Below are 16,102 nucleotides of genomic sequence, written 5' to 3' on the forward strand. Positions count from 1 at the left end.
GGCGTAACTGTCGGTCACCGGCCCTCTCGTGCCGGCCAGTCGACCGTCGAGCAGGTCCACAGCGACGTGGGCGACGTTGCTGGCGCCAGCGCCGCCGGCGGGTGACGAACCCGCCTCGTACCCGGGAGGACCCTCGTGACCGCACCAGACAGGATCGAGACGATCTTCGCCGACGTGGTACGGCGCAACCCCGGTGAGGCGGAGTTCCACCAGGCCGTACGGGAGGTGCTTGACAGCGTGGTGCCCGCGCTCGCCCGGCATCCCGAGTACGCCGACGCGAAGATCATCGAGCGGATCTGCGAGCCGGAGCGGCAGATCATCTTCCGGGTTCCCTGGGAGGACGACCACGGCGTGGTGCACATCAACCGCGGGTTCCGGGTGGAGTTCAACAGCGCGCTCGGCCCCTACAAGGGTGGCCTGCGGTTCCACCCGTCGGTGTACCTCGGCATCGTGAAGTTCCTCGGGTTCGAGCAGTTGTTCAAGAACGCCCTGACCGGCATGCCGATCGGTGGTGGCAAGGGCGGATCGGACTTCGACCCGAAGGGCCGCTCGGACCGCGAGGTGATGCGGTTCTGCCAGTCGTTCATGACCGAGCTGTACCGGCACGTCGGCGAGTACACCGACGTGCCGGCCGGGGACGTCGGCGTCGGCGCGCGGGAGATCGGCTACCTCTTCGGCCAGTACAAGCGCATCACGAACCGCTACGAGTCCGGCGTCCTGACCGGGAAGGGGCTCAGCTACGGGGGCGCCCAGGTGCGCCGGGAGGCGACCGGTTACGGCACCGTGTTCTTCGCCGAGGAGATGCTGCGCGCCGCCGGCGACAGTCTCGACGGCAAACGGGTGGTGGTCTCCGGATCGGGCAACGTGGCGATCTACGCCATCGAGAAGGTGCACCAGCTCGGCGGCACCGTCGTCGCCTGTTCGGACTCCTCCGGCTACGTCCGTGACGACAAGGGCATCGACGTCGAACTGCTCAAGGACGTGAAGGAGGTCCGGCGGGCCCGCATCGACGCGTACGTCGTGGACCGGCCACACGCCGCCTTCGTCGCGGGTCGCACCGTCTGGGAGGTGCCGTGCCAGGTCGCCGTGCCGTGCGCGACGCAGAACGAGATCAGCGAGGACGACGCCACCGCGCTCGTCAGGGGCGGCTGCACGATCGTCGCGGAGGGCGCGAACATGCCGACCAGCCCGCAGGCGATCCGCACTTTCGCCGAGGCCGGTGTCCGGTTCGCGCCGGGCAAGGCCGCCAACGCCGGCGGTGTCGCCGCCAGCGCCCTGGAGATGCAGCAGAACGCCAGCCGTGACTCGTGGACGTTCGCGTACTCGGAACAGCGGCTGCGGGAGATCATGCGCGACATCCACGCCCGCTGCCACGCCACCGCGGAGGAGTACGGCATGCCGGGTAACTACGCGGCCGGTGCGAACATCGACGGCTTCCGCAGGGTCGCCGAGGCGATGCTCGCCCACGGGCTCATCTGAACCGGGCCGACCGTCACGCCGGACGTCCGCCCCCAGGCGACTCCCAATTCCACCGTTCCGTCCCCTCACCCGATGGCGTCGCCGTAGCGTCAGGTCGGGCCGACCGGTCCCGCGCCGACGGGGCGGACACGTCGTGGCCCGCCCCGGTGGGTGACGGGTGTGGGCGGGCCCAGGAGTTCCGGGCGCCAGACAGGAGGGAAGTCCGGTGCCGCGCCAGACGCCGCCGACCCTCGCGGGGACGCCCCCGTACCCGATGGCGGGGACGCCGCTGCTGTGCGACGCCCGCGAGTACGGGCTGGCCGGGGACGGGCGGACGAACGACCAACCGGCCCTCGCCGCCCTGGTGGACCGGCTCGGTGACGGGTTCGTCGCGGACGGGCGGGCCCGGATCATCTACTGCCCGCCCGGCGTGTACGCGATCCGGGACGCCGGCACCGTCTGGCGCAGCGGAGTCTCGCTGGTGGGCGCGGGACCGGGTGCCACCCGCTTCCTGCTGAGCAACGAGGGCAACCGGGCCGAGCCCGTACCCCTGGCCTTCCACACCGCCGAACTGCACGGCGCGAGCCCCGACCGGCACCTCGCGTACTGCACCTTCGCCGACCTGGAGATCGACGGGTCGGGCGTGGCGTCGGCCGACTACAACCCCCTGGCCAAGGGCCTCGGGTTGCAGTACGTGATCGGCGGGCTGTTTCGCAACCTGTTCATCCACCACACCGCCGCCACCGGCTTCGGCTGCGACTTCCTCCAGGACACCCTGGTCGAGGCGGTACGGGTCGTCGGATGCGGCCGGATGGACAACGGCCTGGAGATGGGCGGCGCCGGCATCGGCGTCGGCATCGGCGCGTGGGGCGCGGTGGAGCGGTTGACCATCGCCCACTGCAGCGCGGTGGGCAACGCCACCAACGGGATCTTCCTGGAGATGCAGCACCCGGACCGGCCCCAGCCGCGGGGGATCCGGGTCGTCAACTGCCATGCCCAGGGCAACCGGTTCGGCATCGCCGACTGGGGCGCCGACGGGCTCATCGTCACCGGATGCACGATGACCGGCAACCTCGAGGCCGGCTTCCAGGTCTCCGCCAAGGGCACCAGTGGCATCCCCGGCCGGGGTGGGCTGCTCACCGACTGCGTCATCGACGGCAACCTGCGCGACGGCGTCAGTATCGGCAACACCCGGGGCCCCTACACCGTGCGGGGCAACCGGATCACCGGTAACGGTCGCTACGGCTACCACCACCACGACCTGGGGCACAGCGACGGCACCGCCGCCGAGGAGATCGTCATCGAGAGCAACGACATCTGGGGCAACAGCCTCGACGGGATCCGGGTCGACCGTCCGCTGCGCGACACCGTCGTCATCAACAACCGGATCCGCAACAACGGCCGGCAACGTGCCCCCGCCGCGTCCGGCGGTGGCGATTCCGTCGGCTACGGCGACACCACCCTCGTCGACCGTCAGGCCGCGTGGCCGGAGGACGGACACCGGGGCAAGGTGCTGCGGGTGGGCGACCGGTACGCCGTCGTGGCGGCCAACGACGGGAACACCCTCACCCTCGCCCCCATCCGTCCCGGTGCCGCCAGCGCCTGGTCGGCCGACACACCCGCGCCCGGCACCGCGTACGAACTGCCGGCCCCGCCCCCGAACCGCGCCGGAATCACGATCAACGCCACCGTCGACTCGATCACCATCCGCGGCAACCTGATCCGGGACAACGGCCCCGGCACGCAGACCCACGGCCTCTGGATCACCGACCGGGGCGGCTGCCTCAACTGCCGGGTCGTCGACAACGACCTCGACGGCAACCGCACCCCCGTCCAGGCCGACACCCCGGCCGTCGGCGGCCACTGGCGCAGCAACCACAGCGACCAGTGACGCCGGTCGGCCGGCGCGACGTGGAGAGCGTGACGGTCGGCACAGGCACTGCCGCGGGCCGGCGCCGGTGTCCGGTCCGGACCTAGCATTCCGGCTGACGGGTCAGGTGCGGTGCGCGGCCGGGTCGGCGGCGAGCGCCGGACAGATCCACGGGCCGGTGACGTGAGAGGCGGACCATGCAGACGACCGGGGTGTCATCCCGTCCGGCGGCCTCCGCCCGACGGCGTCGCCTCGCCGCGGTGCTCGTGGCGGCGGCGACCGTGGTCACGATGGCGGCTCCCGCCCAGGCCGCGGTGCCCGGGTACGTGTCGGCGACCTCGGTGGAGGCGTTGGGCGGTGACCTGTCCACGGTCGGCCCGGCGGTGCGGACCACCTACCCGGGAGACCCGTTGCGTGCCGCCGACTACCTCAAGCCGATGGGCCCGTTGGGCCACTACGGGCTGATCGGTCCCTGGGGACCGCTCGGGGTCGCCGGTCCGATCGGCGACGCCGTCTGGCACCCCGCGAACTGGATCACCGGAACGGTCTGGGACGACTGGGCCGGCATGCTCGGGTGGTACGGCGGGCCGATGAGCGACTGGGGGCCGCTCGGTCCCGACGGGCCGCTCTCCGACCAGGCGTACCACCAGACGCTGCCCGGCCTCGGCGACTTCAGCAAGCAGGTGCAGGCGGGCGGCGTGTGGGGCGTGCTGTGGCCGGTGGGCCCCCTCGGCGCGCTCGGCCCGCTGGGGCCACTCGGGCCGGTCGGCGCGCACGGCTTCGGACGCAACTCCACCGGCGCGTACGTCACCAGCGGCGGCTCGGTGCAGCGGAACGTGGACGTGCCGTACGGTTCCGGCACCCGCAGGTACGAGCTGTACGAGTCCTACGGCGACCAGTACGCCCGCGACCTCGGATACGACAACGACACCTCGTTCATGGTGGAGCGGAGCCACCTGGCGTCCGGCAGCGCGGTCGAGTACTCGTTCACCTCCCGCCACACCCAGTGGGTCACCGTCAACGTCGTCCCGATGTGGATGCGCTACGACCTCGCCACGGTGTCGGCGTACGTGACCAGCGCCGCGGGGAACCGGCTGAACTATCCGGCCGGCGCGGCCCGCGGAACGGCGCTCGTCGACGACTTCGACCTGCGCCTGACCGACGACACCGGGCGGGTGCTCGCCGTGTCGGACTCCGTCGAGCTGGCCGACACGATCCAGGTCCAGGTGGCCGCCGGCACGCGACTGAAACTGACCGTCACCCACCACCAGCGTGGCTCCTACGTCGGCTACCACGACGGTTACCGCTTGTTCGTCACCGGCTCGACGCCGCACCTCGTGGGCACCGACATCACCGGGGCGCACCAGCGTCCGGTCGGGACGGTGTGACCGCACCGGCTCCTCCGCTGACCCGGCCGGGGTCCGGGGACGATCCCGACGGGACCGGCGCCGGAGGTCACCGGTCCACGACGGGCAGGATGGTGCGGCTCCGGCCGGGCCGTGGATGTGCGTCGGCGGCGGCGGCCAGCCGTACCGCGTGGTCGCGCTGCTTCTGCCAGTGGCCGTACAGGGCGCCGCGCTGGGAGAGCCGGTCCACCTCCCGGATGGTCTCCGGGGCCACGTCCCCGGGCGGCGCCTCCCGCCACGGGGTGCCGGGCAGCGGCATGAACGTGTGCGCGTGGATCCGGGCGCCGAGGTCGGCCAGCTCCCGGGCGAGACCCAGGGACGCCTCGACGTCGGCCCGGTCCTCGCCGGGCATGCCGAAGATCATGTCGACGTTGATCCGGAAGCCCTCCTCGACGCCGACGCGTACCGCCCGGCGCACCTCCTCGACGCCGTGCCCGCGCTTGGCGGCGTCCAGGATCCGGTCCGAGCCGGACTGCGCCCCGACGATGATGTTGGTGTTGGCGCAGTACTTCCGGACCAGGCGCAACGCCTCGCGGGTGATGTGCTCGGGCCGGATCTCGCTGGGGAAGGAACCGAAGAAGACCCGGCCGTCCGGGCCGATCCCCTCCCGGCAGGAGGCGAGGAGTTCCTCGACCGCGTCGAGGTTCGCCTCGTCGGTCTGGCTGCCGTACGACAGCGCGGTCGGGGTGATGAACCGGACGTCCCGTAGCCCGCGCTCGCGCATGGCGTCGACGTGCCAGCGGACGTTGGCCACACTGCGGTGCCGGAACTTCGCCGAGAACATGAACGGGGTCTGGCAGAACCGGCAGGAGAAGACGCAGCCGCGCGTGATCTCCAACGCGTTGAACCGGTGCCACCGGAGCGAGAAACCCCGGAACTCGTCGAGCGGTCGCCGTTCCGGACGCCGGGTCCGGACGATCGCGCCGGTGGCGTCCCGGTACGCGAGGCCCGGGATCCCGGTCGGGTCGCCGGCCGCGTCCACCAGGCGCAGCAGCGTCGTCTCGCCCTCCCCGACCGCGGCGACGTCCCAGCCCGCGTCCAGGGTCTGCACGGGTTCGGCGGTGGCGTGTACGCCCCCGGCGACGTGCGCCACGTTCGGGGCGTCGACCAGCCCACGGATCAGTGCCAGCTCGCCCGCCATTGCCTCGGCGTCCGGCGAGTAGAACGACCAGAGCACCAGGACCCGCTGCGCCCCACCGTCGAGCGCGGTCCGGACGTGGGTCGCCGTCGCCTCCGGGGTCTCGCCGAACCGGACCTCGTACGGCGTGCTGGTGCGGTGCTCCTCCAACGCGCCGAGCAGGACGTGGAATCCATACGTCACCGCCTTGCGGTAGCGCAGCACCAGCACCAGAGCGGGAGCGTCCATGGCGGCGATTGTGCCAGGCGGGGCGCGACGCCCGATCCGTGCACCGCCCGCGCGCCGCCTACCCCTCCTGGGGCGCCGGTCACCAGTGCCGGACGGCCAGCAGGCCAAAGGCGACCACCAGCACGGCGCACCCGGTGACGGTGATCGTCCGGAGCCGTACCCGCAGGTCCGTGTCCCACCGGTCGCCGCTGCCGGCGGCGCGGCGGGTCAGCGGGGTGAGCGCCCGCCCGACGCCGAACCCGACCCCGGCGAGCACCACGACGTCCAGGCGCTGGCCGACGAGGAGGAGCGCGGCGGCCAGCACGTACGGGGCGCTCGACGAGACGTAGGTGCGGACGCCGGTGCCCATCTCGAAGCCGAACTGCAACGCCCCGCGTCGCGGGTTGCGCTGGAGCACGTCCTGCGGCACCTGGCGGGCGTTCTGCGGCAGCCGGAGCGACACCAGGCCGAGTTCCCGGAGCAACCCCAGCACGGCCACCGCCACGACGGCCGCGTACCGCACCGACGCGGGCAGGGGAGCGGACAGCCCGGAGAGCAACCCCAGCGCCACCGCGCTGAGCAGGCCACCGGCGACCAGTCCCGTGCTGAACAGGGCGAGCAGGACGCCCTGCCGATCTCGATCCCGCCACCCGGGCGAGGCCAGCGCGTACGCGCTGTTGTGCGTTCAAACCGAACCGGAGAGCGTGTAGCCGGTGAGCGCGCCGATCACCGCCCAGGTGAGCACGTGCCCGGACGCGGCCGCGCCGAGGGCGCCGACGGCGAGCAGCACCGCGGGCACGAGTGGCGCGGTGACCCACCGGCGGGCGACCCGGGCGGGCCGCACCGGCGTCGGTTCCCGGCCGGTCATACCGGGGCGCCGGTCAGGGTCCGCCAGGTGTTCTCCCCGACGATGCCGTCGGCGGTGAGCCCGTTCTGCCGCTGGAAGTCCCGTACCGCGGCGTCGGTGGCCGGTCCGAAGACCCCGTCGACCGACAGCCCGTGGCCGTGCGCGTTGAGTTGGCGCTGCGCGCCCCGGACGGCGTGGCTGCTGTTCCCGGAGCGGACGACGACCACGAGGGCCGGCCAGGTGGTGGCGTCGACGACACCGGTGGCCGCGAGGCCGGCCGCCGTCTGGAAGGCCTTCACCTTCGCCTCGGTGTCGGCGCCGAAGATCCCGTCGACCGTGGTCAAGTGGCCACGGTTGGTCAACAGGTGCTGCACGGTGTAGACGTCGACCCCGGTGGCGCTCCGTCGGACGCTGGGCCAGAGGACCTTGCCGAGGCAGCCGCACTCGGTGTTCCACCGGCAGATCGACCGGACCCATCCCGAGCTGGTCTTGCGGTATCCGTCGTGGCAACGGCGCTCGACCGAGCACGCGCAGGCGCCGCACGCCCCCTGGAAGCGCCAGAGCCAGCCGTCGTACGTCCCGGAGTAGCACTCGTTCGGCCGCAGGATCCAGGTGACGCCGTCGTTCTTGTGGAACCCGGTGTAGGTCCCGCTGGTGTTGCAGGCGTCGGCGAAGATCGCGCTCGGTCCGCAGCCCGGCGAGCAGTTGTGGTCACTGGCGTAGCTGGGGCACCCGGCGTAGATCGTGTAGCCGTCGGCGTACGCCCGCCGGGCGGCCGGGAAGACGCTGAGCGCGGCCATCCCGACGGCGGTGCCCGCCCGGAACACGGCACGTCGGGACAGCGTCCAGGCGGTGCGGGCGCGTCCCGTACGCGCCGGCGGGCGTCGGACCGCGGTTCCGGTGCCGGGGTCGGTGCCGCGCAACGCGGGCACGGCGTCGAGAGTGGTCATGCCCGGCCTCCCTGGCGGTCCGTGGCGACGGCCGGTCCCAGGCCGCCGGGTGATGAGCTGTCAAACTCGTCGAGCAGGCGCCGCAGCGCCGCCCGGGATCCGAGCGGCTCGGCGCGGAGCACCCGTCCGGACCGGTCGACCACGGTGGCGAACGGGGTGGCGACGGCGTCGTACCGGTCGAACAGCTCCGCCTGCCCGGCGAGCACGGTGACCGGCAGTCCGGCGGCCCGCGCCGGGGCGTCGTCGCGGTAGAGGACCCGGAACTCCAGCCCGCTCCGGCCGACCCGGTCGGCCGCCTCGGCCAGGACCTGGGCGCAGGTCCCGCAGTCGGGGTCGAGGAAGAGCAGCACCAGCGGCCCCGCCGGGGGCACCGGGGCCAACCCGGCGAATCCGGGGGCCGGGGTGCCCGCCGGCAGGCCGACCGACTCGGGGCGACGCTGGACCATCCCGCTCGACAGCGCGTGCACCTGGCGTACCAGGCCCGACACCACGAGAGCCAGCAGGAGGATCGCGATCCAGCTCAGGATCAGCGCGCTGGTCTGGAAGCTCATCCGGGTCGGCCTCCCTCTGTCCCGGGCGCGGGCCGTCCGACCGTCTGGTCGGCGGCCCCGGCCGGGTAGTACATCGCGGACGGGACATGCCACAGCAGGGTGGCGAAGGTGGCGGAGGCCAGCAGCACGACGGCGAGGGAGGCGTCGGCCCGCTCCCACCCGACGACCGCGCCGGACAGCGACAGGCCGACCAGTGCCAGACCGGCCAGGACCGCCGCCCGCGCCACCACCCAACCGGTCATCGGCAGCTCCAGCCGGGAGCAGCCGCACGGGCCGGTGCGGCCGGTCGACCGCAGGTGCAGGCCGTAGGCGGCGTACAGGCCGAGGAGCACGGCGCTACCGAGCAGGACAGCCGTACGCAGGCCCTGGTCGCCCTCGGCGCGCAGCGCCACGATGCCGGCACCGGCGAGCACCCCCTCGGCCGCGATGACGAGGACGGCGACGGGGGTCGGCGCGGCGACCACCCGGTGCGCGGCCAACGCGCGGGCGAGCGCGCCCGGCTGCGACAGGTGCTCGGCGGTGGCGGCCAGCAGCGTGAACACCACGGTGTACGTCGCCACGCTGGCCAGCAGTGCGGACATCGGCGCGACCTACCGGGCCCTCTGGACGCGGAGCCGGTCCACCAGGGTGGGCACCTGCTCGAGGTCGGTGTCGCCGAGCGGCACCACGCTGAGCCAGGTGTCCGCCGTGGCCAGTACGAAGTAGGGCTTCCCGTCGGAGAGGGTGTCCCGGTAGAGCTCGCCCGCCCGGGTCCGCAGCCCCTGCCACGACGGCAGGCGTTCCGCGCGCTCCCTGGTGAGCGTGGTCATCTCCAGCAGACCGAGTCCGGGAACCTGTTTGAGCACCGTGGCCGGCGCGGCGAACTCGGCGCCGCCCTTCGGAACCGGGCGCAGGGTCAGGCCGTCGTCGTGTTCCTCGATGCGCAGGGTCCGCAGCACCCCGAGGAGCTGGGTGGTCGCCGCGCCGTAGATCTCGGTGAAGAAGGAGTGGCGTCGCCCCCGCCAGACCGCCACGAGCCGGTCCTCGGTCAGCCGGATCTGGGGGTCGTAGGGGCGGGTGCGGGCGGTCCACAGCCGGCCGCCCTGGTAGGAGAGTTCCTCGTCGAACCGGTCGACGCCGAGCGCCCGGACGACGTCGTCCGCGAGCCCGATCGTGCCGGTCGTGAACTCGTGGAGTCGGCCGTTGATCGTCACGTCGGCCACCGACGTCGACGGCGCGCTGAGATCGAGGGAACCGTCGAGCAGGAAACGGGACCCGTCGACCGCCCGATGTGTCACCGGCGCTCCTGCGGTTGCCATCCGACCGACCTCCGCTCGGTGCCGACGACTGTGCAGCCGGCATCATATGCATGTAGATCGATATTGCGCAAGATCGATCATTTCATCGGGTCGGAGGCCTCCGACGACAGGAATCCGGACCCGGTCCCCACGGTTCCGGACACGATCGAAGCGGGCTGGTGCTGGCAGTCGACGGGCGGCCTAGGTTCCGTGAGGCATCGACAGCGGCCATGCCGCCGGGTGGCGGCCGGGACGTCCGGATGCCGGGCCGCCGGAGGGCGCTGGTCTGACGTGGACGGTGTCGTTCGGCCCGGCCGCGTGGGGTGGCAGAAGTGAGCCGAGCCGACTGTGCCCGGCTCTCGGTTCGGCATCAGGAAGGACGCGACATGGGGCGGATCACGGGGGGCCGGTCGGGCCGGGCGTGGCGGGTGGTGTCAGCCGTGGCAGCGGCGGTGCTGGTGGCGGTCTCGTCCGGCACGGCGGGCATGCAGCGGCAGGAGCCGGCGGGCGCTGCCCGGGCGGCGCGGATGTCGGAAGCACCGGACCCGGGCACGGCGCTGCGGGTGGCGCGGGCGCAGGGCAGCCGGGTGGAGGCGGTGGCGCTGCGCAGCCCGACCCGGGCGGTCTACGCCGAGCCGGACGGCACGATGACCGCCGAGGTGACCGCCCGGCCGGTCCGGGCGAAGCTGCCGGACGGCCGCTGGTCCCCGGTCGACACCACGCTGGCGCGCCGCCCGGACGGCACGGTCGGCCCGAAGGCGGCGACCGTGCCCCTGTCGTTCTCCGGCGGCGGCACGGGCGGGCCGCTGGTCCGGTACGGCGACCCGAAGCGCCGGATCGAGCTGTCCTGGCCCGGACCGCTGCCGACGCCGAGGCTGGCCGGGGACACCGCGACGTACCCCGACGTCCTGCCCGGCGTCGACCTGCAACTGCGCGCCGAGGCCGACGGGTACGCCCAGTACCTGGTGGTTCGGGACCGGGCGGCGGCGGCGAACCCGGCGCTGCGGACCGTACGGCTGGGTCTGCGGACCACGGGGGTGACCGTGCGGACGAACCGGGCCGGCGGCCTGGAGGCCCGGGACGGCGGGGGGACCGTGCGCCTCGCCGCCCCGGTGTCCCGGATGTGGGACGCGGGCGCACCCCGCCGGGAGGCCACGGTGGGCGTCGCGGTCGAGCGGGGCGCGCTGGTGCTGCGGCCGGACCGGTCGTTGCTGGCCGACCGGGCCACCCGGTACCCGGTCACCATCGACCCGCTCTGGCACACCGCCGACAAGCAGTCCTGGACGTCGGTGCTCTCCGGCAACCCGGGGACGGCGTACTGGAACAGCAGCGGAAGCCCGCCGTGGGCCCAGGTCGGCCGGTGCTACGAGGACGGGACCTGCAACGGCATCGGCGTCGCCCGCACCTACTGGCAGTTCGACACCAGCTTCCTCGCCGGCCGGCTGGTGGTCTCGGCCGACCTGCGGCTCACCGCCGTGCTCAGCCCGAGCTGCGGCACCCGTACCCACCGGGTGTACCTGGCCCCTGCCGCGATCAACTCCGGCACCACCTGGAACAACCAGCCTGGCCAGACCGGCACGGCGGTCGACTTCACCGCACCCGCCGTGTACCACGGCTGCGCGGGATACAAGGAGGTCGGCGTCGGGGTGGGCGGGCTGGTCAACCGGGGCGGCACCACCACCTTCCAGGTTCGGGCCGCCGACGAGAACGACCAGCTGGCCTGGCGCAAGTACGACAACAACGCCAAGCTCACGGTCAACTTCAACCGGGTGCCGGACGTGCCGACCAACCTGGGCACCGATCCGCCGCTGGCGGCGCCGTGCCAGTGGTGCGGCGGCGTGCGGTACGTCGGCGACGACAACGTGCGGCTGATGGCCAAGCTGGTCGACCAGGACGGCGACCAGATGCAGTCGCTGTGGAACGTGAACGTCGGCGGCACCGTGTACCAGTCGCGGAGCGCCTTCAAGAACTCCGGCGAGGTGCACTCGTACACCGTCGGCACCGACGGCCGGCACGGCAAGGCCGTCGAGTGGGCGGTGAAGGCGGAGGACACCGTCGGACACGGCGGTGACTGGGCGCACGGCACCCGGTTCGTGATCGACCGGAACGCGCCGACGGTGAAACCCGTGGTGCGGGCCGGGCTGTACCAGGCGGACAACCGCTGGCACGGCGGGGTGAACGTGCCGGGCCGGTTCGTCCTCGAGTCCGGCGGCGTCAACGACAACGGCGTCAACGACGTCGACCACTACCTGTGGGGGTGGACGGACCCACCCACCAACAAGGTCGCCGCCAACGCGCTGGGCGGCACGGCCACCCTGGACCTCGTCCCGCCCGGGGACGGCCCCCGGGACCTCTTCGTGCGCAGCGTCGACCGCGCCGGGCATCCCAGCCCCACCCGGCAGCACCACTTCTACGTCCGGGCCGGCAGCGGGCCGCTGGCCCAGTGGTCCCTGGACGGCAACGCCGAGGACACCGCGTTCCTCGGCGACCGCGACGGCGTGGTGGTGGGCGGCGTGACGTACGCGCCCGGCGCGGTCGGCCAGGCGGCCCGGTTCGACGGGGCGACCACCTACGTGACGCCGGAGAACACGGTCCGCACCGACGCCAGCTTCTCCGTGTCGGCGTGGGTCAGGCTGGACAGCGCCGGCGCCGCGCGGGCCGTGGTGAGCCAGAGTGGCACCACCTTCGCCGGCTTCGTGCTCTGGTACCGGCCGGAGAACGGCGGCCACTGGGCGTTCGGGATGCCCAGATCGGACACCAGCTACCAGGGCACCGACCTGGCGACCTCGGCGCAGCCGGCGCGGACCGGGGCGTGGACGCACCTGACCGGGGTCTACGACGCCGGCCAGCGGGTGCTGCGGCTGTACGTCGACGGGGTGCAGGCCGGCACCGCCGCCCGGACGGTGGCCGACACGAACGCCGCCGGCCGGATCCAGATCGGCCGCACGATGTGGAACGGCAGCCCCGGCGTCGACCACTGGGCGGGCCTGCTCGACGAGGTGAAGGTCCACGACCGGGTGGTGAGCGCCGAGGAGGTGCGGGCCGCGGTCGGCACCGACGACGTGCGGGCCGGCCACTGGAAGCTCGACGAGCTGTCCGGCACGACCGGCCGGAACGAGGCGGCCGGCGGCGAGATGGTCGCGTTGCACGGCGACGCCGCGTTCACCGGTGACGGCGACGGCGACGGCCTGCCCGACGGCGGCGCGGTCGGCGGCGCGCTGCTCCTGGACGGGGACGGCGACCACGCGGCCACCAGCGGCCCCGCCGTCCACACCGACCAGGCCTTCACGGTCGCCACCTGGGTCCGGCTGGGTCAGGCCCCGCCGGTCGGGCAGGCCGCCACCGCGGTGTCCCAGGACGGCACGGCCGTCAGCGGCTTCTCCCTCGGCTACCGGAGCCTCGCCTCCGGCGGCGTCTGGGAGTTCCGCACGCCGTCGGCGGACGCGCCCGACGGCCAACGCCCGACCGACCCGCTGGTGCAGTCCGCCGGGCAGACCGGCACACCCACGCACCTGGCGGCCGTGTACGACCCGGACCCCGATCCCGCCGTCACCACCGATCCGCCGGTCATCCGGCTGTACGTCGACGGCGTGCTCGTCGGCACCGCGAACCGGACCGGCGGCTTCGACGCCACCGGCGCGCTGGCGATCGGGCGGGGCCACGACGGCACGCCGGGGGCGTACTGGACGGGCTGGGTGGACGAGGTCCGGGCCTACAGCCGGGCGTTGAGCGCCGCCGAGATCCAGGCGGTGGTCAGCCGCGACGACGTGGCGCTCGGTGAGTGGCGGCTGGACGGCAACGCCGACGCGGCCACCGGCGGCCCGGCCGGCGTCCTGACCGGCACCCCGTCCTGGACGGGCGGGCAGAGCGACGCCCCGGACCCGACCGACCTGGCGGTCCGGCTCAGCGGCGACGACCACGTCAGCCTGCCGCACACCGTCGACGTCCGGCAGAGCTTCTCGGTGGCCGCCTGGGCGAAGCTGGACCAGGTCGGCGGTACCGCGACCGTGGTCTCCCAGGACGGCAGCCAGGTCAGCGCCGTCCAACTCCAGGCGATCCCGGCGGGTCGCTGGTCGTTCTCGATGCCGAGCGCCGACGCCGGCGGCAGCGTCGTGGACCGGGTTGACGGCCCGGCGGTCCAGGTGGGCGTCTGGACCCACCTGGTCGGGGTGTACGACGCCCCGGCCCGGCAGCTCTCCCTCTACGTCAACGGGGTCCGGGCCGGCACGAAGGCGCACCACCAGAGCTGGGACCACGCCGCCGGCGGGCTGCAGATCGGGGCCGGTCTGGGGAACGGCACCCGGCTGAACCGGTTCGTCGGCGCGGTCGACGACGTCGCCGTCTACGGCCGGACGCTCTTCGCCGAGGAGATCCGGGCGATGGCCGGCCGCGACCTGACCCTCGCCCACAACTGGCGACTCGACGAGGGCAGCGGCACGCAGGCCGCGGACGCCGTGGGCCGGCACACCGCCACCGCGACCGGCGGGGTCACCCGGGTACCGGGCCGGCTGGGTAACGCCGTGCGGCTCGACGGCACGGACGGCCGGCTCGCCACCGGCGGGGTCGACGTCCGCGCCGACGCCGACTTCACCGTGGCCGCCTGGGTGCACCTGGGCAGCACCTGCCCGATCGGCGCCGATCAGACGGAGTGCAAGCTGGTCGCGGTGAGCCTGGACGGCGCCGCCGGCGGGGCCAGCAAGTTCCGGCTCGGACACTGGCGCGACCGCGACCAGCACGCCGAGGGCGTCTGGGTGTTCGAGATGCCGGAGCCCGACGGCCGGATCACCAAGGCGGCCGTGCCGGTCCGGCCGTCGGACTTCGACACCTGGGTGCACCTGGCCGGGGTCTACGAGCGGGCCACCGGGAAGCTGTGGCTCTACGTCAACGGCACCCGCAAGGGCGACGGCACCCTCAGCCAGCCCTGGACCACCACGGGTGGCGTGCAGATCGGCCGGGGTCGGGACGCGGCCGGCGTCGCCGGCCAGTACTTCCCGGGCATGGTCGACGACGTGCGGCTGTACAGCGGCGCGCTGGACGACGGCCGGATCGGCAACCTGTACACCTCCTACCCGGTGCAGTGCGGCACCGTCGCGGACCCGAAGCCCTGCGCGCTGCCCACCGCCGGAGCCGGGCGGTGGCGCTTCGACGAGAACAGCGGCACCACCGCCGCAGACTCCTCCGGCCGGGGGCTGACCGCCACCCTGGGCGGCGGGGCGGACTGGACCGGTGGCCGGATCACCGCCGCCGGCCGGTTCGACGGGGTGACCGGGCACGCGCAGACCGCCGGGCCGGTGCTGGACACCACCGGCAGCTTCTCGATCTCGGCCTGGGTGTCCGCGAGCACCGGCAGCCCCACCACGAACCGGGTGATCCTCGCCCAGTCCGGTACCCAGGCCAGCCCGTTCTACCTCTACCAGGAGGCGGGCGGCCGGTGGGCGGCGGCCGTGACCACGGGCGACTCGGCCACGCCGACGCTGGTCACCGCCCTGTCGACCGAACGCGTCTGGCCCGGGCAGTGGACCCACCTCGGGCTGGTCCACGACGCAGGCGTGCAGCAGCTCCGGCTGTACGTCAACGGCCGCCTCTCGGCCGCCCAGACCGGCGTGACGACGTGGGCCGCCACCGGGCCGTTGACCGTCGCGCGGGGCCGCTGGGGCGGCAGCGACGGCCAGCACTTCCCAGGGGCCGTCGACGACGTGCGCGCGTTCGGCACGGCGTTGCGCGACGGCGAGATGAGCCGGGTGTACGACGACACCGCCCCCACGATGCTCGGCAACTGGACGTTCGACGACCAGACCGTGCGCGACTCGTCGTGGCGGGCCAACCCGACGACCACGACCGGCACCGTCTCGTACGTCGACGGGGCGGTGGGCAAGGCGCTGGCGCTCGCCGGCACGGCCGCCGCGACCAGCGAGCGCCCGGCGGTGGTGCCGCTGGCCACCAGCTTCACCGTCTCGGCGTGGGTCCGGCTGACCCACGAGCCGGCGGTGCAGACGGTGGTGGCCCAGGACGGCACCCGGATGAGCGGTTTCGCCCTCCAGTACCGCCCGGAGCTGGACACCTGGGTGTTCGGGACGTGGACCCAGGACGCGGACGCCGCCGAGTTCACCCACGCCCGCTCCCGCGCGCCGGCCGTGCTGGGGGAGTGGACGCACCTGACCGGCGTGTACGACCACGCCGCCGGGCAGCTCCGCCTGTACGTGAACGGGGAACTGGCCGGCAGCCGGGACGCCGTCACCCTGTGGCCGGCGACCGGCGGGCTCGCGATCGGCCGCGGCACACTCCGCGGCGCCCCCGCGCAGCACCTGACCGGCGAAATCGACGAGGTGCGCGTCGACCTCGGGATCGTGCCGGACAGCCAGATCGCCCAGCGGGCCACCCGCGCCTGACCGGAGGAG

General features: G+C 73.7%; 11 protein-coding genes. 4 read left to right on the forward strand and 7 right to left on the reverse strand.

All coding sequences use genetic code 11. The annotated features are described in order from the left end of the window. Window positions 1–135: 135 nt before the first annotated feature. The 3 genes from gdhA to GA0070618_RS23760 all read left to right on the forward strand — a co-directional run bounded on the left by gdhA (window position 136) and on the right by GA0070618_RS23760 (window position 4,716). Window positions 136–1,479, forward strand: a complete 1,344-nt coding sequence (gene gdhA, locus GA0070618_RS23750; protein WP_088983600.1) for an NADP-specific glutamate dehydrogenase — start codon at window positions 136–138, stop codon at window positions 1,477–1,479. Window positions 1,480–1,732: 253 nt separating this feature from the next. Then, a complete protein-coding gene (locus GA0070618_RS23755) occupies window positions 1,733–3,349 on the forward strand; it encodes a right-handed parallel beta-helix repeat-containing protein (RefSeq protein WP_088983601.1) in 1,617 nt (538 codons plus the stop codon). A 176-nt stretch (window positions 3,350–3,525) separates the two neighbouring features. Beyond that, window positions 3,526–4,716, forward strand: coding sequence for a hypothetical protein (locus GA0070618_RS23760; RefSeq protein ID WP_088983602.1), 1,191 nt, complete (start codon window positions 3,526–3,528; stop codon window positions 4,714–4,716). Between the two features lie 67 nt (window positions 4,717–4,783). Here the strand turns inward: GA0070618_RS23760 and GA0070618_RS23765 are convergent, their stop codons facing one another. From GA0070618_RS23765 to GA0070618_RS23795, 7 genes are all read right to left on the reverse strand, one after another. Then, window positions 4,784–6,100 carry a TIGR04013 family B12-binding domain/radical SAM domain-containing protein gene (locus GA0070618_RS23765; protein ID WP_088983603.1) on the reverse strand — a complete coding sequence of 439 codons (1,317 nt, stop codon included), beginning with the start codon at window positions 6,098–6,100 and terminating at the stop codon, window positions 4,784–4,786. A gap of 79 nt (window positions 6,101–6,179) precedes the next feature. After that, on the reverse strand, window positions 6,180–6,650 hold the full coding sequence (locus GA0070618_RS23770; protein WP_197701614.1) for a hypothetical protein: 471 nt from the start codon (window positions 6,648–6,650) through the stop codon (window positions 6,180–6,182). A 114-nt stretch (window positions 6,651–6,764) separates the two neighbouring features. Beyond that, the gene (locus tag GA0070618_RS23775; RefSeq protein WP_088983604.1) at window positions 6,765–6,947 is read right to left on the reverse strand and encodes a hypothetical protein; all 183 of its coding nucleotides are present in this window, start codon (window positions 6,945–6,947) and stop codon (window positions 6,765–6,767) included. Beyond that, window positions 6,944–7,876 (reverse strand): peptidoglycan-binding domain-containing protein, encoded by a 933-nt coding sequence (locus GA0070618_RS23780; RefSeq protein WP_088983605.1) that lies wholly within the window; start codon window positions 7,874–7,876, stop codon window positions 6,944–6,946. Before GA0070618_RS23780 ends, GA0070618_RS23775 begins: the two co-directional genes overlap by 4 nt. Next, the gene (locus GA0070618_RS23785; RefSeq protein WP_197701615.1) at window positions 7,873–8,427 is read right to left on the reverse strand and encodes a TlpA family protein disulfide reductase; all 555 of its coding nucleotides are present in this window, start codon (window positions 8,425–8,427) and stop codon (window positions 7,873–7,875) included. The genes GA0070618_RS23780 and GA0070618_RS23785 overlap by 4 nt, the downstream gene beginning before the upstream one ends. Continuing rightward, entirely contained in the window at window positions 8,424–9,008 is a 585-nt protein-coding gene (locus tag GA0070618_RS23790; protein WP_088983606.1) for a MauE/DoxX family redox-associated membrane protein, read from the reverse strand. The genes GA0070618_RS23785 and GA0070618_RS23790 overlap by 4 nt, the downstream gene beginning before the upstream one ends. Before the next feature lie 9 nt (window positions 9,009–9,017). Further along, on the reverse strand, window positions 9,018–9,704 hold the full coding sequence (locus GA0070618_RS23795) for a hypothetical protein (RefSeq protein ID WP_197701616.1): 687 nt from the start codon (window positions 9,702–9,704) through the stop codon (window positions 9,018–9,020). 386 nt (window positions 9,705–10,090) lie between these two features. Between GA0070618_RS23795 and GA0070618_RS23800 the strand changes: the two genes are divergently transcribed. After that, on the forward strand, window positions 10,091–16,093 hold the full coding sequence (locus GA0070618_RS23800) for a LamG-like jellyroll fold domain-containing protein (protein ID WP_088983608.1): 6,003 nt from the start codon (window positions 10,091–10,093) through the stop codon (window positions 16,091–16,093). The last annotated feature ends 9 nt before the right edge of the window (window positions 16,094–16,102 follow it).

The sequence above is a fragment of the Micromonospora echinospora genome (genome assembly GCF_900091495.1).
Lineage (GTDB): Bacteria > Actinomycetota > Actinomycetes > Mycobacteriales > Micromonosporaceae > Micromonospora > Micromonospora echinospora.

Bases quoted from the DNA above. Each gene is read 5' to 3' on its own strand.
- GA0070618_RS23755 (WP_088983601.1), top strand. From the start codon at position 1,733: ATGGCGGGGACGCCGCTGCTGTGCGACGCCCGCGAGTACGGGCTGGCC.
- GA0070618_RS23760 (WP_088983602.1), top strand. From the start codon at position 3,526: ATGCAGACGACCGGGGTGTCATCCCGTCCGGCGGCCTCCGCCCGACGG.
- GA0070618_RS23765 (WP_088983603.1), bottom strand. From the start codon at position 6,100: ATGGACGCTCCCGCTCTGGTGCTGGTGCTGCGCTACCGCAAGGCGGTG.
- GA0070618_RS23775 (WP_088983604.1), bottom strand. From the start codon at position 6,947: ATGACCGGCCGGGAACCGACGCCGGTGCGGCCCGCCCGGGTCGCCCGC.
- GA0070618_RS23780 (WP_088983605.1), bottom strand. From the start codon at position 7,876: ATGACCACTCTCGACGCCGTGCCCGCGTTGCGCGGCACCGACCCCGGC.
- GA0070618_RS23785 (WP_197701615.1), bottom strand. From the start codon at position 8,427: ATGAGCTTCCAGACCAGCGCGCTGATCCTGAGCTGGATCGCGATCCTC.
- GA0070618_RS23790 (WP_088983606.1), bottom strand. From the start codon at position 9,008: ATGTCCGCACTGCTGGCCAGCGTGGCGACGTACACCGTGGTGTTCACG.
- GA0070618_RS23800 (WP_088983608.1), top strand. From the start codon at position 10,091: ATGGGGCGGATCACGGGGGGCCGGTCGGGCCGGGCGTGGCGGGTGGTG.